The organism is Schaalia canis (assembly GCF_003858455.1).
Classification (GTDB): Bacteria; Actinomycetota; Actinomycetes; order Actinomycetales; family Actinomycetaceae; genus Pauljensenia; species Pauljensenia canis.
The window spans coordinates 527,008-551,596 of record NZ_RQZF01000001.1 but is presented as its reverse complement, the minus strand read 5'-3'; the positions used below and the strand labels follow the sequence as shown (position 1 = coordinate 551,596).

Annotated in this window: 21 protein-coding genes and 2 tRNA genes; 15 read left to right on the top strand and 8 right to left on the bottom strand. The window is 58.9% G+C overall.

Features of this window, described 5'->3' with window-relative positions:
• The first annotated feature begins 1 nt into the window (after position 1).
• The 10 genes from aroD to EII11_RS02315 all read left to right on the top strand — a co-directional run bounded on the left by aroD (position 2) and on the right by EII11_RS02315 (position 12,533).
• Positions 2-853 carry a type I 3-dehydroquinate dehydratase gene (gene aroD, locus EII11_RS02360; RefSeq protein WP_165867034.1) on the top strand — a complete coding sequence of 284 codons (852 nt, stop codon included), beginning with the start codon at positions 2-4 and terminating at the stop codon, positions 851-853.
• Between the two features lie 291 nt (positions 854-1,144).
• A complete protein-coding gene (locus tag EII11_RS02355; protein ID WP_124868143.1) occupies positions 1,145-2,380 on the top strand; it encodes a glycosyltransferase family protein in 1,236 nt (411 codons plus the stop codon).
• The gene (locus EII11_RS02350) at positions 2,377-3,621 is read left to right on the top strand and encodes a glycosyltransferase (RefSeq protein WP_124868141.1); all 1,245 of its coding nucleotides are present in this window, start codon (positions 2,377-2,379) and stop codon (positions 3,619-3,621) included. The genes EII11_RS02355 and EII11_RS02350 overlap by 4 nt, the downstream gene beginning before the upstream one ends.
• Positions 3,621-4,787, top strand: a complete 1,167-nt coding sequence (locus EII11_RS02345; RefSeq protein ID WP_124868139.1) for a glycosyltransferase family 4 protein — start codon at positions 3,621-3,623, stop codon at positions 4,785-4,787. Before EII11_RS02350 ends, EII11_RS02345 begins: the two co-directional genes overlap by 1 nt.
• Positions 4,788-4,861: 74 nt before the next feature.
• Positions 4,862-6,589: an ABC transporter ATP-binding protein gene (locus EII11_RS02340; protein WP_124868328.1), complete on the top strand. Its 1,728-nt coding sequence runs from the start codon at positions 4,862-4,864 to the stop codon at positions 6,587-6,589.
• Positions 6,586-7,851 (top strand): phosphotransferase family protein, encoded by a 1,266-nt coding sequence (locus EII11_RS02335; protein ID WP_124868137.1) that lies wholly within the window; start codon positions 6,586-6,588, stop codon positions 7,849-7,851. The genes EII11_RS02340 and EII11_RS02335 overlap by 4 nt, the downstream gene beginning before the upstream one ends.
• Positions 7,848-8,966: a serine kinase gene (locus tag EII11_RS02330; RefSeq protein ID WP_124868135.1), complete on the top strand. Its 1,119-nt coding sequence runs from the start codon at positions 7,848-7,850 to the stop codon at positions 8,964-8,966. Before EII11_RS02335 ends, EII11_RS02330 begins: the two co-directional genes overlap by 4 nt.
• Before the next feature lie 52 nt (positions 8,967-9,018).
• Positions 9,019-10,362 (top strand): UDP-glucose dehydrogenase family protein, encoded by a 1,344-nt coding sequence (locus EII11_RS02325; RefSeq protein ID WP_124868133.1) that lies wholly within the window; start codon positions 9,019-9,021, stop codon positions 10,360-10,362.
• Positions 10,363-10,437: 75 nt separating this feature from the next.
• On the top strand, positions 10,438-11,877 hold the full coding sequence (locus tag EII11_RS02320; protein ID WP_124868326.1) for a sensor histidine kinase: 1,440 nt from the start codon (positions 10,438-10,440) through the stop codon (positions 11,875-11,877).
• Positions 11,874-12,533: a response regulator transcription factor gene (locus EII11_RS02315; protein ID WP_124868131.1), complete on the top strand. Its 660-nt coding sequence runs from the start codon at positions 11,874-11,876 to the stop codon at positions 12,531-12,533. The genes EII11_RS02320 and EII11_RS02315 overlap by 4 nt, the downstream gene beginning before the upstream one ends.
• Before the next feature lie 85 nt (positions 12,534-12,618).
• Here the strand turns inward: EII11_RS02315 and EII11_RS02310 are convergent, their stop codons facing one another.
• Together EII11_RS02310 and EII11_RS02305 are read right to left on the bottom strand one after the other, a co-directional pair.
• On the bottom strand, positions 12,619-13,053 hold the full coding sequence (locus EII11_RS02310; protein ID WP_124868129.1) for a hypothetical protein: 435 nt from the start codon (positions 13,051-13,053) through the stop codon (positions 12,619-12,621).
• Positions 13,054-13,228: 175 nt separating this feature from the next.
• Positions 13,229-14,476: an alpha-amylase family glycosyl hydrolase gene (locus tag EII11_RS02305; RefSeq protein ID WP_124868127.1), complete on the bottom strand. Its 1,248-nt coding sequence runs from the start codon at positions 14,474-14,476 to the stop codon at positions 13,229-13,231.
• A 104-nt stretch (positions 14,477-14,580) separates the two neighbouring features.
• Here EII11_RS02305 and EII11_RS02300 point away from each other — a divergent pair, with 104 nt between their 5' ends.
• Positions 14,581-15,876, top strand: coding sequence for a deoxyguanosinetriphosphate triphosphohydrolase (locus EII11_RS02300; protein ID WP_124868125.1), 1,296 nt, complete (start codon positions 14,581-14,583; stop codon positions 15,874-15,876).
• Between the two features lie 111 nt (positions 15,877-15,987).
• A complete protein-coding gene (gene dnaG / locus EII11_RS02295; RefSeq protein ID WP_124868123.1) occupies positions 15,988-18,024 on the top strand; it encodes a DNA primase in 2,037 nt (678 codons plus the stop codon).
• Positions 18,025-18,122: 98 nt separating this feature from the next.
• On the opposite strand, the gene EII11_RS02290 is transcribed toward dnaG, so the two are convergent.
• A tRNA-Ile gene (locus EII11_RS02290) sits at positions 18,123-18,196 on the bottom strand.
• Between the two features lie 141 nt (positions 18,197-18,337).
• On the opposite strand from EII11_RS02290, the gene EII11_RS02285 reads away from it, so the two are divergent.
• The 3 genes from EII11_RS02285 (at position 18,338) to EII11_RS02275 (ending at position 23,314) form a co-directional block, all read left to right on the top strand.
• Positions 18,338-18,826 (top strand): hypothetical protein, encoded by a 489-nt coding sequence (locus EII11_RS02285; RefSeq protein WP_124868121.1) that lies wholly within the window; start codon positions 18,338-18,340, stop codon positions 18,824-18,826.
• 106 nt (positions 18,827-18,932) lie between these two features.
• A tRNA-Asn gene (locus EII11_RS02280) sits at positions 18,933-19,007 on the top strand.
• 254 nt (positions 19,008-19,261) lie between these two features.
• Complete coding sequence (locus EII11_RS02275; RefSeq protein WP_124868119.1) at positions 19,262-23,314, top strand: ZmpA/ZmpB/ZmpC family metallo-endopeptidase; 4,053 nt, start codon at positions 19,262-19,264, stop codon at positions 23,312-23,314.
• 95 nt (positions 23,315-23,409) lie between these two features.
• Here the strand turns inward: EII11_RS02275 and EII11_RS02270 are convergent, their stop codons facing one another.
• The 5 genes from EII11_RS02270 to rpmB are packed head-to-tail and all read right to left on the bottom strand — an operon-like array spanning position 23,410 to position 24,552.
• Positions 23,410-23,532 carry a ribosomal protein bL36 gene (locus EII11_RS02270; RefSeq protein ID WP_124868117.1) on the bottom strand — a complete coding sequence of 41 codons (123 nt, stop codon included), beginning with the start codon at positions 23,530-23,532 and terminating at the stop codon, positions 23,410-23,412.
• A gap of 28 nt (positions 23,533-23,560) precedes the next feature.
• On the bottom strand, positions 23,561-23,809 hold the full coding sequence (locus tag EII11_RS02265) for a type B 50S ribosomal protein L31 (protein ID WP_124868115.1): 249 nt from the start codon (positions 23,807-23,809) through the stop codon (positions 23,561-23,563).
• Positions 23,810-23,840: 31 nt separating this feature from the next.
• Positions 23,841-24,146: a 30S ribosomal protein S14 gene (gene rpsN / locus EII11_RS02260; protein WP_124868113.1), complete on the bottom strand. Its 306-nt coding sequence runs from the start codon at positions 24,144-24,146 to the stop codon at positions 23,841-23,843.
• The gene (gene rpmG, locus EII11_RS02255; protein ID WP_124868111.1) at positions 24,146-24,316 is read right to left on the bottom strand and encodes a 50S ribosomal protein L33; all 171 of its coding nucleotides are present in this window, start codon (positions 24,314-24,316) and stop codon (positions 24,146-24,148) included. Before rpmG ends, rpsN begins: the two co-directional genes overlap by 1 nt.
• Positions 24,316-24,552 carry a 50S ribosomal protein L28 gene (rpmB, locus tag EII11_RS02250; protein ID WP_124868109.1) on the bottom strand — a complete coding sequence of 79 codons (237 nt, stop codon included), beginning with the start codon at positions 24,550-24,552 and terminating at the stop codon, positions 24,316-24,318. Before rpmB ends, rpmG begins: the two co-directional genes overlap by 1 nt.
• Positions 24,553-24,589: the final 37 nt, after the last annotated feature.

Sequence of the window (24,589 nt, the reverse complement as noted above, 5' to 3'; positions counted from 1 at the left end):
TATGGCGCAGGCTTCTCGCCGTCGGGTGACGATCGGACGAGGTCCTCGCGGTAGGCGCATCATGGGGGAAAGAGCCCTCATTATTGTGCCCGTCACCGGACAGCCTGGAACATCTGCTAATGGCGTGATTGGGGAGTTTCCGCCAGGAGCCGAACACGATCCACTGGAGGACCTGGCGCTGGAATGTGCACGAGTGGCCTCCCACCCGGCAGACCTGATTGAGTGGCGTGTCGACATGTTCGCCCCCTTCCAGCGGGCGCGCACCCTCAGCGCTCGCCTTTCTGCCCTTGAACAGGGGTGGACGGCTGTTGAGTCAGCGTCAGTACCTGTTCTTGCCACGATCCGCACCTCTGACGAGGGCGGTGCTGTCACCCTAACGTCGCAGGAATATCGGGCTTGTGTGAAAGCTTTGGCGCAGTGGGCTGATGCGGTTGACGTGCAGGTGGGTGCTGAAGGCGCGGTGGAACTCCTTGAGGAACTGGCGCCTACATCAGCGGTGGTAGTGGCGTCGAACCATGATTTTGCGGCGACTCCTCCCGAGGATGAAGTGTTCGGCACCCTGCAACAAATGCAGATATTGGGCGCTGATATTGCCAAGGTTGCCTACGCTGCACGAGGCCCTGTCGACCTCTTGGCTGTTATGAATGCTCAGATGCGCGCCAAGGACGCTTTGGATGTGCCGGTGATTGCTATTGCAATGGGTATTCCAGGGGCAATGAGCCGCATTGCGGGTATGGCTGTGGGCAGTGCTGCAACTTTTGCCACGGTGGGAGCTGCAAGTGCTCCGGGGCAATTCAGCGCCCGTCAAGTGCGTGAGGCTCTTGACCTGATGGAAGCCGAACTTGCTCACTAAACATTGAGCGCCGACGCTGCATGGCGGGGGCGACAAGTGAGTGAATGAATACAGCCGGTGGGGAGAAAGCCATGCTTTCTCCCCACCGGCTTCTCTGTTCGGCTATGGGGCTCGCAGAGGTGAAGAAAAGATAACCGGAGCTATCACACAGAAATTTGGCCCTCTAAAACTCCCAGGTCACAGGAGAAACAGATTCTGAGAGTTCTCTCATTTTCCTTTCATCCCCTTCTGGGATGCTGCGGGCAATGTTAGTCCATGAAAAAGAGCCCCAGCGGACTGAATGGAACGGCCATGAGTGAAGAGCCCATTAAGGTCGTGCTCTACAGCCACGACTCCCAAGGTCTCGGACACGTGCGCCGTAACCTTGCCATCGCCCACCACCTCGCCACAGGGCTGCCCGCCCTGACCGGACGCCCGGTGAGCGGCCTCCTCGTCTCCGGGATCGCCCCCACCATGCGATTCCCCTTGCCTGAAGGCTTCGACTGGGTGACTATTCCCGGCATTTCCAAAGGAAAGCACGGATACCAGGCTCGCAGCCTCGGCTCAAAGACCGGGAGCCTCATCCACCTGCGTTCCCAACTGATCGAAGCAACCCTCCTCAGCTTCGCCCCTGACATTGTCATCGTTGACCGTCACATCTACGGTGTGTGGAACGAGCTACGCGGCCCTCTCGAAAAACTACGCGCCACCCACCCTCACAGCCGTGTTGTTCTGGGCCTGCGCGAAATCCTCGACGAACCACATATCGCCGCCGCCGAATGGGAAACACTCGGCGATCCCGACCTCATGCGCGGCCTCGTTGACCAAGTATGGGCCTACGGCGACCCCGCAGTGCACAGCCTCATCACCAGCGGCGAAGCCCCCGAAGCCCTCCAAGACCGTATCCGTTTCACCGGATACCTCGCTCACGGACGCCGTGTTACGGACTCGGTTCACGCTCACCTTGACGGGCCCTACATCCTCACCACAGCGGGAGGCGGCTCCGACGGGCTCGCTCTCCTCACCGCAGCCGTACAAGCCCACGTTCCTGCCCCCTACCACCACCTGGTCGTGACCGGCCCACAGATGAGCGATGAAGACTACGAACAAATCCTGGCCGTCGCATCTCCTCGGACGGAAATCCTACGCTCCCTGCCGGGCCTTGGCCTGCACATCAGCCACGCCTCAGCCGTTATCGCCATGGGCGGGTACAACACCGCCTGCGAAATCCTGGCCACCGACACCCCAGCCCTCATCGTGCCTCGTGAAGAGCCACGAAAGGAGCAGCTCATCCGAGCCAAAGCCCTGCACGCTGTTGGCGGCGTTGACTACCTGCGCACCAAAGACCTTACGCCCCAAGCCCTCAGTGAGTGGATGAACCGGGTCGCAGGACACAGCATCGACCGCTCATCCATCGACCGCGACGGACTTGAGACTGTGCCCCGCCTGGCATGCGCCCTCATCTCCCAAGCCCACGCCCGTGACACCGCACCTTGCGATCGTGATACTCATACCCCAGCCCTGGCAACCATCGGAGGTGCCCTGTGACCCGCATCGGATACGTTCTCAAGGTCTACCCGCGCTTTTCAGAGACCTTCATCGTCACCGAAATCCTTGCCCGTGAAGCCCACGGTGACGACCTGACGATCTTCGCACTGCGCCCCACCACCGACGCGCGTTTCCACCCCGAAATCGCCCGCGTTCAAGCACCCGTCAAATGGGTACCTCGCCCCCTCAAACCCTCAGAACTATGGGCACAACTGACATCCACCCTCCTTGAAGCTGACCTGGCCGAAGCCTTCGCAGCGCTCCTACCAGAAATTGCCGACCTGCCCGGTGACGAGGTCGCCCAAGGCATCGCCCTAGCAAAGATGGCGCGTGAAGAAGGCATCACCCACCTGCACGCACACTTCGCCTCCCTGGCAGGGCGCACCGCGTGGATGGCCTCGCGCCTCACAGGTATTCCCTACACCGTCACCACCCACGCCAAGGACATCTACCACAAGTCCGTCGACCGCCACTGGCTGCGCACAGTCTGTGGCGAGGCCGCCCGCGTCATCGCCATCAGCCGCTTCAACTACTCCTTCCTGGAAGAAGCACTCGCTGGAACCGGAGCCAATATCTCCCTTCAATACAACGCTCTGGAACTCGAACGCTTCCCAATGCGCGACAACGACACACTGACCCCAGACACCAGTGCTACCGCACAAGGCCGCCCTCTCAAGGTCCTCGCTGTGGGACGCCTGGTACCCAAGAAGGGTTTCCATGACCTCATCACAGCCGCTGACCTCGCACGCAAAGAAGGCGTCAACCTTGAAGTGACAATCGCCGGCGATGGGGAACTACGCGATGCATTGAACGCACAAATCCGAGAACTCAACCTGTCCGACAGCGTGCGTCTGATTGGCCCTCAAACCCAAGCAGAAATCCGGCATCTCCTGGGTGAAGCAGACCTCTCCGTCACCCCCTGCATCCCCGCAGATGACGGCAATATCGACGGGCTCCCCACCGTCATTCTCGAAGCCATGGCCTGCGGTACCCCCGTCATCGCCACCGCTGTTTCCGGCCTGCCGGAGGTAGTCATCCACGACCACACGGGCATTCTCCTCCAACCTGGCCAGCCCCACTCCCTCGCCAGCGCTTTAGGTGCTGTCGCTCGCGGCGAAGTCAACACCGCCGAGCTGGCAAGCCACGCCCGTGAACTCATCAATGACTCGTTTGACTCTCGCCGTCAGGCAGCAACGCTGTCGGCATGGCAGAGCGCTCCTACAACGGAAAGGAACGCATAATGCGCATCGCCTACGTCTGCGTTGACCCCGGCATCCCGGTTTTTGGCACCAAGGGTGCCTCCGTCCACATCCAAGAAGTCGTGCGCCAAATGCGCGCCCGTGGACACGAGGTGACCGTCTACGCCGTCCGGCGCGGCAGTGATGTTCCCGCCGACTTAGCTGACCTGAAAGTCATTGACTACCCGATCCGCGCAAAGGACCCTGAAGAGCGTGAGCGCGCCCAGCAGGATGCCTCGCGAGCAATCGCTGACACGCTGATTGTTGACGCCCCTGACGCCATCTACGAACGCTACTCGTTGTTCTCCACCGTCCTGGCTGATGTGCGCGCGGCCGCACTGTCACACAGCGGGAACAGCGGCGAGAAGCCCGCTGCCATCCTGGAAGTGAACGCGCCTCTCATAGAAGAACAGGCAGCCCATCGTATTCTCGTCCACGAGGACGAAGCCTGGTCTGCCCTGCGCGCACAGGTCGAGGCAGCCAACGCCACCATCTGCGTGTCCGACCCCGTCAGCGATTGGGTGCGCGAACACACGGGATCTGGGCGTGTCCACACGGTCGCCAATGGTGTGAACGTGGACCGTATCCACCCTCAGCCTGAGGACGCCTCCTCCGTTGTTGTCACCTTCGTGGGGACTCTCAAGCCCTGGCATGGAGTGCCTGATCTGCTCGAAGCCGCATCCTTGGCCAAGCGCCCGTGGACACTACGTATCCTTGGCGACGGCCCCGAACGCGCTGCCCTTGAAGAGCGCGCTCGCGAGTTGGGTGTTAATGCTGATTTTCGCGGGGCGATTCCGCCGGCCGATATGCCTGCCCATCTGGCAGGATCAGCGATTGCTGTCGCCCCCTACCCGGCGCCAGACAGCGAGGATGCCCACTACTTCTCTCCCCTGAAGGTCTACGAGTACATGGCTGCAGGTTTACCAGTAGTGGCCACTTCAATCGGTCAGATTCCTCAGGTGCTCAACGGCGCGGGCATGCTCGTGACCCCATCAGCTCCGGCCGAACTTGCCGCCGCGATTGACGCCCTCGCAGCGGACCCCAAGCGGCGCGCAGAACTGGGTGCAAAGGGACGTGAATTAGCCCAAACACAGCATTCCTGGGCCGGGGTTGTCGCCCGTATTTTCCAGTGTGCTGGTATTGACGATAAGGATGTGGAGGAGTCGTGAGCTCTCGAAGGAAACCTCAGGCAACCCGGCGCACCTTGGCGCTGGTACGTCCCGAGATCAAGCCACAATGGCCGATGATCTCCGTGGGCGTGCTTGCCCTCATGCTTGAGGTTGCCTTCCGTGTTCTTGAACCCTGGCCGCTGAAGATCGTCATTGACGACGCGCTCACTCCCACGCCTGGCGAGGGCGCAGCCGCAACCTTTGACCCGCTGACACTGCTCTTCGTCTGTGGTGCCCTTCTTGTCAGCACCGTCGCATTGCGGGCTGCAGCAAACTATCTGGCAACGGTTTGTTTCGCCATTGTGGGTTCTCGCGTAGCTGCTTCTCTACGAGCCCGCGTTTTCCGGCATGTGCAAAGCCTTGATCAGCAGTTCCATGCGCAAAACCGCAGTGCTGACACCGTTCAGCGCATTGTTTCTGACGTGGCTCGCCTCCAGGAAGTTGCGATCACTGCGGGGCTTCCTCTCCTGGCGAATATCGCAACCTTGATTGTCATGCTCGTGGTCATGTTCATTCTTGACCCGTTGCTGGCGTGCGTTGTCGTCATTGCTATCGTGGTCTTTTTCCTTGGCTCTCGCGGGACTTCCTCGCGTATCACCACCGCATCGCGCAAGAGCCGCAAGGGTGAGGGTCAGTTGGCGAACACGGCACAAGAATCCCTGGCGTCCATTAAGGTCGTGCAAACCTACGGCCTGGAGTCCCTCATTGAAAAGCGTTTCATTGGTGCCAATCAGGCGTCACTTATTGAAGGCGTGAAAACCCTTCGTTTGTCGGCTCGTCTGGAGCGCAGCACCGACGTCATCGTTGGTTTAGCAACGGCAGCGGTTCTTATCGGCGGCGGTTGGCGCGTCCTCAATGGCGGTATGACCGTCGGGGAACTTGTCCTCTTCACCACGTATCTGCGTACCACCATGAAGCCCCTGCGTGACATGGCAAAGTACACCGGTCGTATTGCCAAGGCGTCGGCCTCGGGTGAACGCGTTGCGGACCTCATGGCGATCCAGCCTGAGATCGTCACCCCTGAAGATCCGGTGCGGCCCGAAGCTTTCCGCGGCTGGTTGCACTTCGAGGAGGTCTACACCCAGTACGAAGGTCGAACGATCCTCAAGGGAGTTGACCTGCGGGTACGCCCAGGTGAATACGTTGCCATTATTGGCCCCTCCGGGGCGGGTAAATCCACGCTTGTTTCCCTCCTCACCCGCGCGCAGGACCCCACTTCGGGTCAGGTTTTCCTTGACGAGTACCCCCTGCCGGACCTTGATTTGACCCAGTTGCGCGCCAATATTTCCACCCTTCACCAGGAGGCCGTTCTTTTCGCCGGTACCATCCGCGAAAACATTCGCATGGGTCGCATGGACGCCACCGACGCTGAGGTGGAGGCGGCTGCTCGCGCGGCCAACGCTGAACCGTTCATCCTCGCCCAACCGCAGGGCTACGAAACGGTGGTGGGGGAGCGTGGCGGGACCTTATCGGGTGGTCAGCGTCAACGTATTGCGATTGCCCGCGCCCTCTTGCGTGATGCGCCCGTCGTCATCCTTGACGAGGCCACCACCGGCCTCGATCCCGAAGCAGCCTCCCAAGTGCTTGACGCCATTGACAGTCTCGTGAAGGGCCGCACCACCCTGGCAGTCACTCACGATGTCGAAGTTGTGCTGCGCGCCAGCCGTGTCCTGTGGCTCCAAGATGGGCAGGTCCTTCTGGACGCGCCTCCCGCAAAACTCCTTGAAGAGTCCGAAACCTTCCGGCAATGGGTGTCCACTTCTGGACGCTCCGCTGACGATATCCGAGTGGAGAACGCATGAACACCCTTGAAGCTCTCAACCTCCTACTTGACGGCCCGAAGCTGAGTGAACTTTACGGCCGCGAGGTGCGGGTAAATCGCCTGCGCATCAAGCCGGAGGTTTCGATCATCGCCTCCATCAAGGACGCACACACTCACGCTGAACTTGGCTGGCTGCGCCTGCTGTGGCCTATCAGCCACTCCAAAGCGCGAAAAGCAAGCCAGCAGGCCGAAGCAAAGGGATACTCCACCGTCATCCGTGAAATGCCCGACGGTCTGCTCTGCGACAGTGGACCTATTGCGGCTGATCCTGCTCTGCTGCCCTACTTCGCGGAGCTTGGATCCATTTATCCCTCCCTTCCCTTTCACCCCCTGGGCAGTGGGAATTCGCAGATTCTGCGCTATAACCCACTGCGTCGCCTGGTGGTACGCAATGATCTTGGGGTTGTTCGCGTGCAGGCTAATCCCTCGGTTCTTACCCACGACCTCTACACCTTCCTTGAAGGCATTGTTCCTCTGCCTGAACGGATGGACACTCCCATCCGAAGCCAGAGCGGAGCTACCCGCGACACGCAGATGCCCAGCGCCTACGCTTACGCAGAAGTGACCCCCATGCCCGCAGAAAGTGCAGGTAAGTATGGGGTTATTGCCGGTCAACACGCCAGCTTTCTTGCCTACTGCGGTACCTCGGATCTCAAAGCATGCGAGGACGTTCTTGACCGCGACAGCCAATGCTTGGTCTACCACTACGATGCGGGCCGCCTTTTCGCAGCCCTTCACCTTGGCATCGCGGTCATGCCTCCGCGCCTGGCATCATCAGTAACTGGACGCGCATCAAATCCCAAGCGTCAAGCATTGGCACACGCTGGAATCCTTGAATACCTCAGCGCCTCGACGGCGCGACGCCTACGCGACCTTGCCAGCGCCCTCGCCCTTCCTTCAGGTAGCCCCTTGATGCTCAGTCACGGCGATGCCTCTCCTGATCAAGTTCTTATTGACGGGGTCAGCGGGCGGTTGTGGCTGACCGATTTTGATCGCGTCTGTCTTGCCCCCGCAACGAAAGATATCGGCTCCTACCTGGCTGAATGTGATGAGGAGCAGGCAGAAGCTTTCCTTGCTGGTTACGCCGCGGGTGGGGCGTACATTCCCGCTCGATCCGATATTCATCTGGCCCAGGCGGCGTCACTGCTGGAACGCGCTGTTGAACCTCTACGCGCCGGCGACCCCCTGTGGCATCACAGCATCAACACCCGTCTTGATCGCATTGAGGAGTTGATCCGATGAACGCGCACACCACGACAATCACAGGCCCCGCATGGGGGGAACACCACAGCCCTGCATTGGCTCGCCTCTACAGCCTGCACGCCGACATCGATATCGTGAAAGACCGCGACGGTGGCAGTGAAGTTGATCTTGCCCACCCGTTACTTACCTCGATTCGTCGGGCGTGGCCCGCTGCCGATGGTGGCCTGATCTGTGAAGGTCGCGATGCGGAAGGGCTCTTACGTGCGGGCAGTATTGATGCTCACGGCAGCGCATGGGTTGCGCCCTACGCAACTGATGCAAAACTTCCGGCCCTACTCCCACCCTATGACGCGACCCTTGCCGTACACCGTCTTGGAAAACGTGCGGTTGTTATTGGACGTGACGAGGTCACCAAGTATCTTCGTCGCGGGAAGGCTCAAGGGATTGCCGATGCTACCGCCGCCGTGAACACCTTATGCGAACGTGCTGGCCTGGGCAGTGCGCCTGTGACAGAAATCGGGGAGGCCCACCTGAAGTTCCCCCTTTTGCCGGGCACGACTCTTCATGCTCTGGCTGACGATGGGCTGGATGGCTGGAAAGCCCTTGAGGAACACTGGCCTGCATTGGCTCAGCAGGATGCTGATCTTCCTGTGCACACTCCAGAGAAAGAAGCCCATGTGCTGCGCACCTGGCACAAGCATGCGCTTCGCCATGACTCAGTTCCCTCACTTGGCATGTTGGGCATCGCTGTTGACGAGGTGTGTGCCGACCTGGCTGCTGCCGATCAACAAAGCCCTCATGCGCAGTGGGTGAGTGCCCACCGGGATCTGCATGATAAGCAGTTACTTTGGGACGGTCAGACTCTGAATGTTTTGGATCTTGACACGGCGGCGCGCGCCGAGGCGGCCTTGGATCTGGGGAACCTCCTGGCTCACGTGGAACTGCGTATCGTGCAGGGGCACTTCCCAGCAGCGATGCGCCCAGCCTTGACAGAGACGATCAGCACCATTGCCGACGCTCTTGGTGTTTCCGCCCAGCGATTGTCCACCTACGAGAAGGCAAGCCGCCTGCGTTTGTCCTTCGTTTACTCCTTCCGACCATCGGCTCAATCGTGGCTAGCTGAATGGGTGGATGCCACCCTTGCCGCACGTTGATCCACACAATTGACGACTCACCACTACCCTCCCACAGCGAAAGAAGACAACAATGCGTATTTCAGTAATTGGTTGCGGATACCTGGGTGCTGTTCATGCTGCGTGCATGGCTCAACTCGGCCACGACGTTATTGGCCTTGACGTTGATCCCATCAAGATCGAGCGACTTTCCCGCGGAGAGGCACCCTTCTACGAGCCAGGATTTGAAGAGGTGTTGATTCCCGCACTTGAAAGCGGTCGCCTGCGTTTCACCGCTGACCCAACACAGGCTCAGCTTGACGAGGTTGACGTGCATTTCATTGCCGTTGGTACACCCCAGTCAAAGGACGCTAAGGCTGCTGACATGCGCTTTGTGTGGTCGGCTGTTGACACGATCATGGAGCATGTTCCCGCTAATGCCGAGCATCGCCCAATCGTAGTTGGTAAGTCCACAGTTCCTGTCGGTACCGCACAGCTGATTGCCGACCGCCTTGCCGAATCAGGGATTCCCCTGCTGTGGAATCCTGAGTTCCTCCGTGAAGGATTTGCCGTCCAAGACACTCTCCACCCCGACCGCATCGTCTACGGCCTGGAAAAGGATGCCGCCACCCACAGCTATACCGTGAACGGTGAATATGCTAAGGAACAGCTTGATAGGGTCTACGCTGCGCTACTCGAAGAAGGCATTGAACGCCTCATTGCCGACTATCCCACAGCCGAGCTGGTAAAGGTGGCCGCCAATTCCTTCCTCGCCACCAAGATCAGCTTCATTAACGCCATGGCTGAGCTCTGTGAAGCCACCGGAGGTGACGTCACTGTTCTGGCTGACGCTATTGGCCGAGACCCGCGCATTGGGCGCCGTTTCCTTGGGGCCGGTATTGGCTTTGGAGGCGGCTGCCTGCCCAAGGATATTCGCGCCTTCATGGCACGCGCAGAAGAACTAGGCGTTGAGGATGCCGTATCCTTCCTTCGCGATATTGACGCCATCAACCAGCGTCGTCGTCAACGCGTTATTGACTTCGCTGTTGGCCGACTGGGTGGCGACCTCAAGGGAGCAAAGATCACCGTCCTCGGGGCAGCATTCAAACCCAATAGCGACGACATCCGTGATTCGCCTGCCCTTGATGTGGCCCGCCGACTGCATGAGCTCGGTGCTCAGGTTGTCGTCACTGATCCCAAGGCACTGCCTCTCGTCCGCGCCGCCGCACCTGAGCTCCGTACCGAGGAACGCACCGAGGACGCCCTGGCTGATGCCCGCCTGGTCATCCTGGCAACAGAATGGGCCGACTTCACCGGCTTGGATCCGCAGCGTTGCGCGGAACTTGTGGACACCCCCATCATGATGGATGCGCGTAACGCTCTTGACCCCGTGCAATGGCGTGAAGCAGGCTGGGAATACCACGGCCTTGGCCGCTAAGCCACCTCCACTATGACTGTGGAGGCGTGAATGATACTGCTGCGTGAAGGTGATAGCACCCTGGATAATGGGGACATGCGTGTCCTTCCGGCTCTGAGAACCACCTCGATCCACACCCGCCTCATGTGGGCGATGGTACTGATCGCAGGTATTGCCGTCGCAATCTCAGGCACCCTGTTATCGACGCTTCAAGAGCGCAGCATTCACGCCTCTACACAGGCCCACCTTGAGCGCGTCCGAGACGAACTCATCGACCTTGCCTACAAAGGTGTTGACCGCAAAACTCAACGCCCCTTCGCAACCCCTCAGGATCTGCTCTACCAGCATCTGCAAACGCAGGTTCTTGGGCACACCGAAGGGGCAGTTGGCTTCGTGAACGGGACTCCGAAGTTCGTGCCGCCCTCGACGGATATTCATCCCGAAAAAGACGATGAACTGATGGCCTATGTGAGGCCACTGGTTACCGGAGAAAACATCATCATCGAGACAGTGAGCACCTCGACTACCACCTACAAGCTCCTCATCGCTCCGATCCGTAAAGCCGACCAGCAGGGAGCACTGCTGTATGTGGTGGACTTTGGGCAGGCCACCCGCGACCTGCGTCGAGCAATGATGCTCTACGCCGCTGCTGCGGCAATCACCCTTGCGCTTGTGGTCGCTGCCGCATGGCCTCTGGTGCGCCGGCTGCTTCACCCAATTGAGGAATTGCGTGAAGCAGCAGAAAGCATTGACGAGCGAGATCTCACGAGCCGCGTGCCCGTCCGAAGCGCTGACGACTTGGGGGCACTGGCCGCAGCCTTCAATAAGATGTTGGATCGAGTTGAAAACTCCGTGCGCGCCCAACGCGATCTCCTGAACGACGTGGGGCATGAACTTCGCACCCCCATCACCGTGGTCCGTGGGCACCTTGAACTGCTCGATATTTATGACAGCAGCGACGTTGAGGAAGTTCGGGAACTATCAATCGATGAGCTTGATCGAATGGCTGGACTTGTCAACGACATTTTGATGCTCGCAAAGTCCGGGCAAAGCGATTTTGTCTCGCCAGTATTGAGCGACGTTGCCGGTTTAACAGAGCAGGTGTTTTCCAAGGCGCGTGCACTGGGGGAGCGGCAATGGTTCCTCGAAGGTATCGCAGAAGGCGAGCAGGTCCTTGACGCTGCACGGATCACCCAGGCCTGGCTACAGCTAGCAAACAATGCGGTGAAATACTCCCGCAAAGGCTCGATCATTGTCCTTGGCTCAGCACTGAGCGAGGATACCCTCAAAATGTGGGTCACTGACGAAGGCGTGGGGATTGCCCCTGGAGATATTGACAAAGTTCGACAGCGTTTCTCCCGCGGAACTAACGCCCACCACCACGCGCAGGGCTCAGGCATTGGTTTGAATATTGTCGAGAGCATTCTGAGTGCCCATGGGGGAGAATTAGAGATCGAATCAGTTCTGGGCGAAGGATCAACTTTCACCATGTGTATCCCCGTGAAGAACAGCGTTGAGGAGAGGACTCAAGCATGAGCACTATCTTGGTGATTGAGGACGAACACAGGATCGCTGCCTTCATTGCAAAAGGCCTCAAAGCTGCGGGTTTCACCCCCCGCACCACAGGATCGGGAGAAGAAGGCATTTTTATGGCTGTCGAGGAAGGAGTTGACCTCATCGTCCTTGACGTCGGACTTCCAGACATTGACGGCTTTGAAGTATTGGAACGTTTACGAGGGCAAGGCGTGAACACCCCAGTCATCATGCTCACAGCTCGAACCTCGGTAGCTGACCGCGTGGCCAGCCTTGAGGGGGGAGCCGACGACTACATGCCTAAACCCTTCTCCTTTGAAGAACTCCTTGTGCGTATTCGTCTGCGTCTACGGTCAGAATCGCCGGCCAGTGCGGCGACCCAGCTCACCCACAATGGCCTCACCCTGGATCTGAGAACGCGACGAGCTGAGGTTGATGGACGATGGGTGGACTTGTCCGCCCGCGAGTTCACTTTGGCCGAAACTTTCTTGCGTAACCCCGGACAGGTGTTGAGTCGTGAACAGTTGCTCAATACGGTGTGGGGCTTCGATTTTGACCCAGGTTCCAATGTGGTGGACGTGTACGTCTCTTACTTGCGTAACAAGCTGGGTAAGAAACGTTTTGAGACGGTGCGAGGAATGGGATACCGCCTCACTTAGGAGATGCGTGTAAATACGCTTGTGCCCTCTGTTCTGCGTGAAGTCGAATCAGAGGGCACAAGTGTGAGCGGCGAGAGAAACGATGTCAGTCGTCGATGCCGTCATCAAGGTCGTCGTTGTCGTAATCGTCGTCATCATTGTCATCGTCGAGATCAACGGGGGGAGCCGGTTGGACGACAACAGGTGCAGGAGTTGACACAGCAGGCGGTGCAGGAGCGGGAGTTATTTCCTGCTCAGCGGGTGCCGTAGGTGCAGGAGCTGGCTCCACTGCGGGGGTGTTGGTATCCGAGGGCGGTGCGGGAGCTGCAGGCTTCTGCGCTGCCGTAGCTGCTGGAGCCGCCGGAGTGGACTGCTGAGTGTCTGTTCCCGATTGGGAAGCGTCAAGGTTGATGCCAGATTGTTCCGAGCGAGCCTGGGGCGTGGTGGCCAGTGCGTGGAAACCCGCGAAGAGGGCAATAGCGCACAGGGCAATCACGATCAGTAGCGATACGAGTCGGAAACCTTCGGTTCGAGTAGTCATGGTGTTTCCTCACCTCCTGACATCTAGTAAAGCGAGGGTGGATGAGATGGGTGTCAACCGCCGATGAGAGAGTTCTTATCTTTCCTATCGGCGGGTTCTTTCTTATCGTAGCGATTTTGCGAGCCACACAGTCATGACGTAGCTCTCCTAGGAGCGGCGTTAGCCGGGAGTCCCGCTAGTCATTGAGGAAAACTGGGCGGCGTTGGATCCTCGCCGTTTCAAACCATGCGCAACTGTTGCCCGGCAGAGTTGTTGGTTGCCCCTCAGTGGCGGTAACAGGTGTCGAGCACACTAACAGTCGATGTTCAGCGGGGACTTCAACCGCCTGGTCTGAGGTGTTGAGGACGACAAGCACCCCTGCTGACAGATGGACGTTTACCCCTTCATGTGCCCACGCCAGTCCATCTACCCACGCCAGGGAGCCTGTGCCCATGGCTCGTTCTTCACGAACGCGTAGAACTTCACGCAAGGTTCGTGCCTCGGTGGCCGAGTCCCGATCGCCCTCCCAGACGCGGCGCAGCATATTGGATGATGCCACGAGGCGTCCGCCCATGAATGCGAAGGGAATGTAGGCAGCCCCGGGAAGGGAGAGGGCATAAAGATTCATGGCCGTGCGGCGCTCGGGATGCGATCCATACTCCCACGACGAGGTGGGAATCCCCTGCATGTCAAAGACATCGCCGGGTTTTTCGACATGCCGTGTACGCGACCAATGCCAGGCTGCAACATGGCCCAGGTAGTCACGTTGCGCTAAGGCTCGTTCGACGTTGTCGCGTAGGGTTGTCGCCCGCCAAGACGCGTCAAGAAGAGCCCTATCGCGCAGGTGGTGGAGCCATTCCTCTTCGAGGTGATAGACCAGGGTGTGCTCATCGTCGCTCATCGATTCGGCGCAGATGATCGCAGAGGAATTGACGTCAGCTAATTCGCTTTGCACCTGACGGATCAGGGCAGCGAGGCGCTCGCGCTGTTCCTGGGGGACAACGGCACGTGCAGAGTCCAACAGAGCCAAGTCAATACCATCGGCTCCCGCGCTTATAGCAACTCCCACCTGAGTACACAGGGGGGTTGCCTCGTCCGCATTCGTAAGAGGCGAGGCAGTGGGCTCCTCGTTGAGCTCCGTTAGTGCTGTTGGGAGAGGAATCCGCAGGAGGACCTTCACCCCCGCGCGATGGGCCGTGGCGCACAGGTCATTCAGTTCGGGGGAGGGGGCGTCAAGGAAAGCTGCTGAGGGGCGTATGGCAATGGCTCGGAAACCCACGCGCGCAAGATCAATAACGAGGCTTTTAATGTTTTCCAACTCAGCGCTGTGGGCAACGCCCACGAAGTCGCACACCACCGACTGATGCCACCATTGGACGGGAGCGTGGGCGCTGCGGTGGATAAGGGTGGTTGTCACCGGGCGTTCAAGCTGAGCAGGAGTCACAGTCCCATTCTTGCAAATCCGCGCGCTTTTGGTCGGATTAGTTCCAGAAAAGATACGCTTAGGGGGTGAGTTTGGGTTTCAGTGGACTAACAGACGAAGGCGCGATGTTTGAGTTACCGCGCCGATCCAGCATGCCAGCATCGACCTCGCCCTACCGCGATGTCGACGCTCAACGCTTTGTTGGTGAACCACCCAAGAGTTCCGATCGCACCGATTTTGAACGCGACCGGGCGCGTATCTTGCACTCATCGGCGCTACGACGCCTCGGCGCGAAAACCCAGGTACTTGGACCCGTATCGGATGATTTCGTGCGCACGCGACTCACCCACTCCCTTGAGGTCGCGCAGGTCGGCCGGGAAATTGGCAAAAAACTTGGTGCCGATCCCGATGTGGTCGATGCTGCCTGCCTCTCCCATGATCTTGGCCACCCGCCCTTTGGTCATAATGGTGAACGCATCCTTAACGACCTCGCTCAAGATGCGGGGGGCTTTGAGGGCAACGCTCAGAGCCTTCGCATTGTTGCCCGCCTCGAACCAAAAATCCTCGGGGCTGACGGCCGTGAAGTGGGCTTGAACCTTACGCGCGCCACCCTCGACGCAATTTCTAAATATCCGTGGAAACGAGGCGAAGGGCCCGACCCAGAAAAGTCGCAAAGGAAATTCTCGGTCTACGAAGACGACGCCGATATTTTCCAATGGATGCGTCAGGGAGCCCCCACCGGTCGGCGTTGTCTTGAAGCCCAGATCATGGACCTTTCAGACGATATTGGCTACTCCGTCCACGACGTTGAAGATGCCATCGCCACAGGAAAACTGCGCCCCGAATGTTTACTGGACTCCGAACAGGTTGAGGCCATCATCGCCTCAACCATCCAATGGTACGGCGAGGCCATCACCCCAGATGAGCTTGGAAATGCTCTTGACCGTTTGAGGCACATGCCCGAATGGCTCACTACCTTTGAAGGCCGCTACCAAGACCTTGCCGCCCTCAAAGACCTCACCAGCGGCCTGATTGGACGCTTCATCAACGCCAGCGCACATGCCACCCGAGCTGAATACGGGGAAGGCCGTCTTGGACGTTACCGGGCTGACCTTGTTGTCACGCCCGAGACACGCGCTGAGATTCAACTCCTCAAAGGCATGGCAGTTCACTATGTCATGAGCCCGCGCGAATCAGAACCCGTCTACTACCAGCAACGCACCCTTCTGGCTGACCTCGTTGAAACCCTGTGGGAAGCAGGCCCCCAAGAACTGGAACCCTCCTACGCCCTGGCCTGGCGCAACGCAGAAACAGAGGCTCAACGCCTGCGCGCTGTCATTGACCAGGTTGCCTCCCTAACTGATATTTCCGCTTCACGCTGGCACGCCAGGCTCTGCGGGATGCTTTCGACCCAACTGTGAGCAGCCCGTCCGCACTCGTTCTTCGTGAGGTTGTTGACGAGTGGGCGCGTGCGCTTGTGATCCGTGAGCGCTGGGCTGAATGAGCATGGTGCGCGCGATAGACTAACCCCCATGGCAGGGATGATCCGACGCGAGGACATCGCCGCGGTGCGTGAAGCCTCACGGATTGAGGACATCGTTGGCGAGCACGTCACCCTACGCAGCGCCGGAATGGACTCCCTTAAAGGCCTGTGCCCCTTCCACGATGAGCGCACTCCTTCCTTCCATGTTCGCCCTTCCATGGGCATGTGGCATTGCTTCGGCTGCGGTGAAGGTGGCGACATTATTAGCTTCGTCCAGCGCATCAACCACATGTCCTTCACCGAAGCAGTGGAGATGCTTGCCCAAAAAACGGGCATCACCTTGCACTATGAGGAAGGCGGGGCACACACTCGCAGTGAGGAGCCCGGGAAACGTCAACGCCTCTTAGACGCTCACCGCGTTGCTGAAGAGTTCTATCAGAACCAGCTCGGATCCCCTGAAGCTCACGCTGCCCGCACTTTCTTGGCTCAACGTGGGTTCACCCGCGACATGAGCCTTCATTTCGGCGTCGGCTACTCGCCGCAATCGTGGGATGCGCTCACCAAGCACCTGCGGTCACGAGGCTTCACCGATGCTGAGATTCAGGCAGCGGGCCTGGCCTCGCAGGGGAATCGCGGTCTTTACGATCGTTTCCGGGGACGCCTCATGTGGCCAATCCGCGACATTACGGGCGCAACCGTAGGCTTTGGCGCGCGTCGACTGGACGATTCCGACAAAGAATCCCCCAAGTACCTCAACACCCCCGAAACAGCGATCTACAAGAAATCGCAGGTGCTTTACGGGCTGGATCTGGCGAAAAAGGCTATCGCGGCGGACCGAAAGATCGTCATTGTTGAGGGCTACACCGACGTTATGGCTGCTCATGTGGCGGGAGTTCCTTACGCGGTGGCAACCTGTGGCACGGCGTTTGGCTCTGAGCATGTAAAGATCGTGCGCCGTCTGCTGGGGGACGTTGCTGACCCGGCTGCCGGCGTGGTGCTGTCTTCTGGGCGGGCTCGTGGCGGTGAAGTTATTTTTACTTTTGACGGCGACGCTGCCGGGCAAAAGGCTGCGTTGCGCGCCTTCCATGAGGACCAGAACTTTGCTTCCCAGACCTTTGTGGCGGTGGAAAAGTCCGGTATGGACCCCTGCGACTTGCGTTTAGCGCGGGGGGATCAAGCGGTGAAAGCATTGGTGGAGTCGCGTATTCCCCTGTTTGAGTTCGTGATCCGCTCGGTTATTGATCACGTTGATCTTCGCACGGTTGAGGGGCGCGTGAGCGCGCTGCGCCAGTGCGCGCCAATCGTGGCTGGAATCAAGGATCGGGCCTTGCGCCGTGAGTACACGCGCGAGTTGGCCGGTTGGCTGGGCATGGTGCCTAGCGAGGTTGCCGCGCAGGTGCGCTATGCCCTGCAAGCCCAGCGTCAGGCCGAACGCCTTCCCGCTGATGGGAGGGGGGCCGGTGCTGGTGGAGGCGGTAGCGCAGGGGCTCCCGGCGCCGATATGGCGCATGCTGGTCGCCTCGGCCCGACGACGAGGCCCTCTGCTGGGCCGCGTCAGGGACCTGAAGATCCCGTGACCCGCGTGGAGCGGCAGGCTTTAGAGGTATTGCTTCAACGCCCCGCTGATCTTATTGGTTCGGGCTTTGAGGATCTGGACGGGAATGCTTTTAGTGTGCCCACGCACCGCGCGGTTCATGACGCCGTGCGGGCCGTGGGAGGTCTGGACGCCTTCGCGCAGATGCTCACTCAGGCTGAGTCCACGTTGGGAGTGGGGGAGGGGGCCGTTGTGGCCGCGACCCGCCATTTTGACGAGGCCGTGCGTGAAATGGCCGGTGACGTTGTTGGCGCAGTCGTGACGGAACTAGCTGTTGCTCCCTTGCCTCAACATGCGGGCGGGGATGTTCGCGCCTATAGCCGAGGCATGATGGCTGCCATGGTGCGTATGGATCTGACTCGCCGCACTGCTGACCTGCGCGCCCAGCTTCAGCGCTTGTCTCCTGATGATGAGAAGTACGACGAGGTTTTCCGTCAGCTCATGGTCACTGAGCAGCGTCGCCAGCGGTATTCGGGCTATGAGCGGGGCTGAAGGTTCCATTCGTCGTATTTCGCTATGGGGTACCCCATAGGGTACCGTCAGCGATTTTTGGTCAACACCAACAGCTAGTTGTGGTTGGAATCGTGCGGTGCCCCCAGCGGGGCTCGAACCCGCGACCCACGGATTATGAGTCCGCTGCTCTAACCGACTGAGCTATGAGGGCCGTACTAGCGTACCGTGCGCAGGGGCGGATAGGGAAAACCAGAGTGCGTGGCGGGATGATTGGGCCAAACGGGTTGCTTATTCGTTAGGTGCGTGCGGGGTTGTCCGTGCTGGTCATGGTCTTCGGGGGTAACCTGTTCGCATGAAGGCATCTTCCGTACCGTCAGCTATTTCTCAGCATCTTCCGTCTTTTGATCGTTCCGCCCCTGCCGCTGAAGTTGAGGGCGGGCGCTGGGTGGTTGCGGGCCGCCATGCGCTCATTCTTGTGTCAGAGGAGGCCGTGCAGGATTCTGGCATGTGGTACGAGGTGCAGGCGGCGCGTTGGAATGCAGAGGACGCTACCTTGCATGTGCTGTGGGTTGACCCCCAGCGCCCGGAGTGGCACTTCGTTACCACTGTCGAAGACCCCTCAGATTTCATGCGGGCGATGACAGAAGCTGTCGATCATTCCATGGTGATGCATAAGCAGATCACTGTGGAGAATGGCACGAAGGTGGTTGCACAGATTCGCCGCCGTGAAGATGGTCACCTTTTCTCTATTCTTGTGGCGGATGGAGTTCTCAGCGAGGAAGGTCAAGCGCAGGCTGATGCGCTTGAGCGACGTCTGCGCGAGGGCGTTGGCCTCGATTAAGCAGTCAAGAAACGGCCTGTTCGCAAGGGAAAGTGGCGAGTGAGGCAAGCGCCACATTTATGGATTTGCGTTGCCTGACGAAAACTCGCTATATTCATTCCTGCGATCCTGCGTAGCTCAATGGCAGAGCATCCGACTGTTAATCGGACGGTTGTTGGTTCGAGTCCAACCGCAGGAGCCATAAAAACCCTCGACCTAATGGCCGGGGGTTTTGTTGTGCCCGCTACCCTCCTTTCTCTGTGGCCCCTAAATTGCGTCGTGTTGTTAATCTTGCGTCGTGTGCGGGGCTGTTTTAGCAATACAACGCTGTTTTGCGGGGTGTCTGCGCGTCTGAGGGTGCGTCTGAAGTGCGAGGGCGGGGGATGCGGGAAATCTGTGTAAGAATCCTGGATAAACCCTGATAAAATCTGGGTATTCCATCAATATTCTGCTCCCATGCCGGAGGCTCCTGTGGGCTCATTCTTAGGCCAAAAGATGCTGACCATTCGGTCAGAACATCGTCGTTCTCATGTCACCCGTTGGGCTGTGCTGCTCCTCCTCGTGAGCCTCTTAGCGCCGCTGACAACTATCGTCATCGCTCCGCAGGCCTCGGCTGCGGTTACGCCCAGCCCGCAAGCCCAGGCTTTGTGGGAACAGGTGAAAGACGAATACAACGCGCTGACCTACAGTGATGCCGTCAATGCGAAAAATACATACATTGGTGGGCAAGCCAAACGCGATGCCACAGCGGCATTGCAAGCAGAAGGCATTGCATCTCCCTCTGAAGATCAGATCCGCGCCAAGTTCTACGAGCACCTGCAGCACAGGCTTGCCCTGAAAGACTCTTTCGACACGGTGAAGGCCCAGTTCACTAGCCTGATGCCTCGTCTGATTGAAGCCTCAAACCCTGCCCTCATCACTGCTCAAGAACTGCGGGACAATAAGGCTGCCATTGCCCTAGGCATTGCGTACATGAATCACTACTACGGCTTTTCTGTTGGGGGAGAGCGCGTGGTCGATCGCCTTTTTGAGAAGGCACCTGAATACCGTTTCCAGCGCCTCACCCCGCTGGCATTGGTAAAAAATGTCGGCAAGCAGGAGCCAACGGCGTTACTCGCCTTTAAAACTGCCGATCTTTATGGACAGCAGCTCAAGGCAGTGACCGGCCAAGAAACGATTACCGCCTTCATCAAGCATCTGCTTGCCACTCGTGGGAACAATATGGATCCCAATGAATGGCTCCGTACTCAAACTCCCGCTGTCATCGACGAAGTGGGATCGACTCCACTCTTCGCGAAGTTCGACAATCCCTCCGCCCCATACCGTTACCTACGAAACTACCTCTTGCCCTTGATGGCTCTGAAGAGCAGCAGTGTTTACGTTGGCAATACGGATCACACCGTCCAATTTGGCCTCACCAGCACCTACGGCGGAGTAGACGGTTCACGATTGCGTCCCCTCTTGCGGGCCACACTCACTGAACAGCAGGCCTTTTGGGATTTCTGGTCACGCATCTCCACCACTTTTGATCAGGTCGACCAGCAGGGCCGCGGGCATGTGATCGTCATCGATACGATGAAAACCGGCGCAAATCCGAGCGCAGAACCGCGCGCTCGCTGGTCACCTCAATACGGTGCTACTGCTGACGAGGGCGTCCGCGACTTCTTCACCCCGCTTGCCCTGTACAGCGGATACAAGGCTGTTCAGGCCTATGCAACGGGTAAGACGGGCATGAACTACTACATGCAAGACGCTCTCGGTCAGCCCGGTGTCAACACCTACACTCACGAGCTCACGCATATCTACGACGAAACCATCTGGTTTAACGGGCACGGGCGCCGTCCCAGCACCGGGCCGGAGGATTTTGCCCGCGGCCTGTATGAAACCGAGAACAACACGCCCGGTGCAAAAGAGGGGTACTACACGCCCTACTTCAGCCTCAACACTGCCTATGAACTGGGGGAGGGCCGTATTCAGAACGCCTCGCCTACGCGCTTCCAGCAGCCCAGTGATATTCAAGAGTACATGCGTGGCCTTATGGACGTGCTTTACTCCCTTGACGCTATGGAAGCACGAAGCATCCTCAAGCAGTCCTCCGAGAAACGTGCAATTGCCCTGAATAAGGTCACCTTGAGCCCTGATTCGGCCTACCCAGGTGCGTCCTTTGATACCTTCGCTCGGATAAGCGTGGATGAAGCTGCTCGTCTGACAAGCATTGACGACCTGATTGACCTCGGTGCGGTGTCAGGACGTTTGCTGCCCAAGGGGCGTGCAAGTGCGACAGTCTCGGTGGGACGCAATGACTATGTGGTTGTCCCTCTTTTTGAACCGGTGTACGCGGGGCTTCAAAACGATGCGGGTAATGTTGGGGGATTCCTTCTGCGCCGCTATGCTCATGAGCTCTTGGCCGAATATGGCTGGGAAAAGGGTCTTATTGGTTACGTCTCTGACCAGTATCAGAACGACGGCAACGCTTTGGCTGCGATCCTGAGCGAACACGGTGGTTCGCTGGCGACTTTCAAGAAGGCCATGTTTGAGCGTCGCGTGAACAAACTCAACCAGATGGCACCGATCCCCGGATTTGCCGATGCTCAGGCAATGCAGGCTGCCATGGATGAGGCTGTAGCCGCCGACATCGCACAGATGGAGCACAACATCGCCCATCCCCGTGCGCACACTGCCTTCGCAGCAGACGTCCTGACCACTCGCGCACTCAAGCAGAAAATCTTGCAGGCCTACGTCGCTCAAACCAAGGATTTCCAGACCTCTATCTACTCTGATCGCAGCGTGTGGGAAACACCGATAGCCGGTACTGTGACCCTGCATGAGGCCACCGTTGCCCGTCCCTTCAGTGGCGAGGATTTCACGGTACAGATCACGGAGCGCCCCGATAACACAGAGGGTGTCTACTCTGGCGTGCCCGAGACTGTCGTGAAGGTCGCCAACGACGGACGTTTCGACCTGGGAACGTGGACCTTCACCCAACCTGGACGCTACGAGTTCACGCTGAGACAGGTTCCCGGGAAACGAGCAGATGTCACCCACGACCCTGAAGCGGTCACCATCGTCGTTCACGCCACCGCTCCAACAGCGGGGGAGGCACTTCCTCCCGCTGAGAACGGCATTATCCGCCTGAAGCCCACGCTTACCTTCTTCAAGAACAATGTCGAGGTTGACGCTCTGAGTTTCGTCAATACCATCAAGGAGCGTCGCGCTGTGCACGCTCCTGAGGTGAGCGTGACCTATCAGGACGAGGCCGGAGCCTCGCTGTCTAGCGACGCTCAAAGCTTTGCTTTCACGGTCGCAGGCGATCCTGCCAATGACACCGCGGGCCATACGGCATTGCCGAATGAGCAGATCCCCTTCGTTCAAGGTCGCGCTCAACTGCCTGCCATCACCTTCACAAAGGCGGGAACCTACGTATTCCGTTACACCCAGGTTGCCGGTAATAAGAAGGGCGTCACCTACGACACCACTCCCATTGTGGAGCGCCTGGAGGTTACGCCTTCAGATATCGACCCTGCGGCCTTCACCGTGACCAGAAGCCTGACTCGCGAGGACGCAGCGGTGGAACGTATTGAGTTCCACAACCGCTACACTGCGCCGACTCCGCCGCCGCATGTGCCAGTGGAAGGGGAGATGCGCACAACGACGGAGGTTGCGATCCCGATTGAGGATGAGTTCATTGACGATCCGGAAATGTTTGTCAACACTACGAAGGAGATCTTTGCTGGTATTGAAGGCCGAAAGACCGTGACCACCGTCCAGCGCACTCGCGATGGCGTGCCCTACGGTGAGGCTCAGGTAAGTGAAACGGTGACTGTCCCGATGCAAAAGCGCCAGATTGCTCGGGGTATTAAGCCGATTCCGGTACCCGGTGAAGAGCGCACGGTTCGCACTGAAGCCATTCCAGTCGCGAACGAGGTGATCCTCGATCCGCAGATGCTTGTTGGCACGGAAGAAGTCGTGCGCGAAGGGGAAGCCGGAGAAGTTCGCATCACCACGATCCAACCCACCCTTGATGGCAAGCCGGTGGGGGAGGCTCGCGAGGAGCGTGAAGAGCTTCGTCCGATGCAGACTCGCCAGATTAAGCGTGGCACGAAGGCGCTGCTGCTGGTGCCTGCTCCGAAGAAGTCGGCAGAACCGGTTGTGCCAACGCCTCCGGTAAGTCCGACTGTTCCAACGCCTCCGGTAAGTCCGATTGCTCCAACACCTCCGGCGGTCACGCACGACCCTGAGAAGCCTGGGGAATCCTCGCCTGGAAAACCAGGCGAAAAACTCCCTCATGCCACAGTGGCTCCGCAGTCTTCCAACAAGACTGATGGACAAACACATGCGCAAGCGCCGACAGAGGCGAAAGCAGAAGTGAAGGCCGAGGCAGTTTCGGAAGGTCTTGGTGTGTCGAGAGGGAAACTGGCTTCAACGGGTGCGTCGATACCGTTGGCGGTGGCCCTTGGTGTGATCTTTGTTGCTTGTGGCGTAGCGCTTAGGTCGCGTAGTCGCTTGTGACCAGGTGGTGCACTCAGCGCCATCTATAGGAGCACACACGTTGGGGTGCCTCAACCGCAAGGTCGAGGCACCCCAACGTGTGCAGCACGTAAGAACTAGCCTTGACGTGCCTTCAGTCGCGGGTTCTTTTTATTGATGACGTAGGTGTGGCCACGACGGCGCACGACCATGGAGCCTGGCTGTTTGGCCAGAGAACGGATGGAGGCTCGAACCTTCATATCGGTGTCCTTCGTATCGTTGGTGTGTTTAGTGCCGTTGTCCGTAGCGGGCGTAGAACTTCTCCACGCGACCTTCGGTGTCGATCAGACGTTGGCGTCCGGTCCAGAAGGGGTGGGATGCGGAGGAGATTTCAATGTCGACAACGGGGTAGGTGTTGCCGTCTTCCCATTCGATGTGCTGATCGGAGGTCATTGTGGAGCGCGTGAGGAACTGGAAGTTTGCCTGGCGGTCCCGAAAGACGATGGGGTGGTAGTCGGGGTGGATATCGGGCTTCATGGTTCTCTTTCGATACGAGGTAGGGGAGTGGTTACCAGGAGGACTTGGTGACTCCGGGGAGCTCACCACGCAGGGCGGCCTCGCGGAATTGAACGCGTGAGAGGCCGAACTTTCGGAGGAATCCGCGAGGGCGGCCGTCGCTGGCTCCTCGGTTGCGCAGGCGGGTAGGCGACGCATCGCGAGGGAGGGCGTGCAGGGCGGCCATGGCGGCTGCGCGATCTTCGGGGGAGAGGTGAGGGTTCACGCTCTCACGTTTGAGCTGTGTGCGGCGTTCAGCGTAGCGCTCGACAATGGCAGCACGCTGCGCGTTGCGGGCGATCTTGGATTTCTTGGCCATTATCGGGTCTCCACGAATTCAACGTGACGGCGGACAACGGGGTCATATTTACGGATACGCATGCGGTCGGGGTTATTACGCCGATTCTTTCGCGTGACGTAGCGGTATCCGGTTCCCGCTGTGGATTCCAGGGTGATGACAGGGCGTAAGACGGTGGCTTTTTGTGCCATTAGAATCGTTCTCCTCGTGCGCGCATCTGGGCGACAACGGTGTCAATACCGAGCTTGTCGATGGTTTTGATGCCTCGGGCGCTCACGCGAATGGTGATGTGTCGGCCCAGGGATGGAACCCAGTAGCGCTTGCGTTGGACATTGACATCCCAGCGGCGGCGGGTGCGCCGTTGGGAGTGTGAGACGTTGTTGCCAAAGGAGGGCTGCGCTCCGGTGACTTGGCAGTAGTTACTCATAGTGGCCTTTCTGGTGTTGGCGTTTTCGCCCCACCTC

What these genes read in the sequence shown, in the direction of transcription:
- EII11_RS02285 (WP_124868121.1), top strand. Translation starts at nt 18,338, where the DNA reads ATGAAGGCATCTTCCGTACCGTCAGCTATTTCTCAGCATCTTCCGTCT.
- EII11_RS02310 (WP_124868129.1), bottom strand. Translation starts at nt 13,053, where the DNA reads ATGACTACTCGAACCGAAGGTTTCCGACTCGTATCGCTACTGATCGTG.
- rpsN (WP_124868113.1), bottom strand. Translation starts at nt 24,146, where the DNA reads ATGGCCAAGAAATCCAAGATCGCCCGCAACGCGCAGCGTGCTGCCATT.
- EII11_RS02340 (WP_124868328.1), top strand. Translation starts at nt 4,862, where the DNA reads ATGATCTCCGTGGGCGTGCTTGCCCTCATGCTTGAGGTTGCCTTCCGT.
- EII11_RS02275 (WP_124868119.1), top strand. Translation starts at nt 19,262, where the DNA reads ATGCCGGAGGCTCCTGTGGGCTCATTCTTAGGCCAAAAGATGCTGACC.
- EII11_RS02320 (WP_124868326.1), top strand. Translation starts at nt 10,438, where the DNA reads ATGCGTGTCCTTCCGGCTCTGAGAACCACCTCGATCCACACCCGCCTC.
- dnaG (WP_124868123.1), top strand. Translation starts at nt 15,988, where the DNA reads ATGGCAGGGATGATCCGACGCGAGGACATCGCCGCGGTGCGTGAAGCC.
- EII11_RS02300 (WP_124868125.1), top strand. Translation starts at nt 14,581, where the DNA reads ATGTTTGAGTTACCGCGCCGATCCAGCATGCCAGCATCGACCTCGCCC.
- EII11_RS02265 (WP_124868115.1), bottom strand. Translation starts at nt 23,809, where the DNA reads ATGAAGCCCGATATCCACCCCGACTACCACCCCATCGTCTTTCGGGAC.
- EII11_RS02355 (WP_124868143.1), top strand. Translation starts at nt 1,145, where the DNA reads ATGAGTGAAGAGCCCATTAAGGTCGTGCTCTACAGCCACGACTCCCAA.
- aroD (WP_165867034.1), top strand. Translation starts at nt 2, where the DNA reads ATGGCGCAGGCTTCTCGCCGTCGGGTGACGATCGGACGAGGTCCTCGC.
- EII11_RS02345 (WP_124868139.1), top strand. Translation starts at nt 3,621, where the DNA reads ATGCGCATCGCCTACGTCTGCGTTGACCCCGGCATCCCGGTTTTTGGC.
- rpmG (WP_124868111.1), bottom strand. Translation starts at nt 24,316, where the DNA reads ATGGCACAAAAAGCCACCGTCTTACGCCCTGTCATCACCCTGGAATCC.
- EII11_RS02315 (WP_124868131.1), top strand. Translation starts at nt 11,874, where the DNA reads ATGAGCACTATCTTGGTGATTGAGGACGAACACAGGATCGCTGCCTTC.
- EII11_RS02270 (WP_124868117.1), bottom strand. Translation starts at nt 23,532, where the DNA reads ATGAAGGTTCGAGCCTCCATCCGTTCTCTGGCCAAACAGCCAGGCTCC.
- rpmB (WP_124868109.1), bottom strand. Translation starts at nt 24,552, where the DNA reads ATGAGTAACTACTGCCAAGTCACCGGAGCGCAGCCCTCCTTTGGCAAC.
- EII11_RS02335 (WP_124868137.1), top strand. Translation starts at nt 6,586, where the DNA reads ATGAACACCCTTGAAGCTCTCAACCTCCTACTTGACGGCCCGAAGCTG.
- EII11_RS02325 (WP_124868133.1), top strand. Translation starts at nt 9,019, where the DNA reads ATGCGTATTTCAGTAATTGGTTGCGGATACCTGGGTGCTGTTCATGCT.
- EII11_RS02330 (WP_124868135.1), top strand. Translation starts at nt 7,848, where the DNA reads ATGAACGCGCACACCACGACAATCACAGGCCCCGCATGGGGGGAACAC.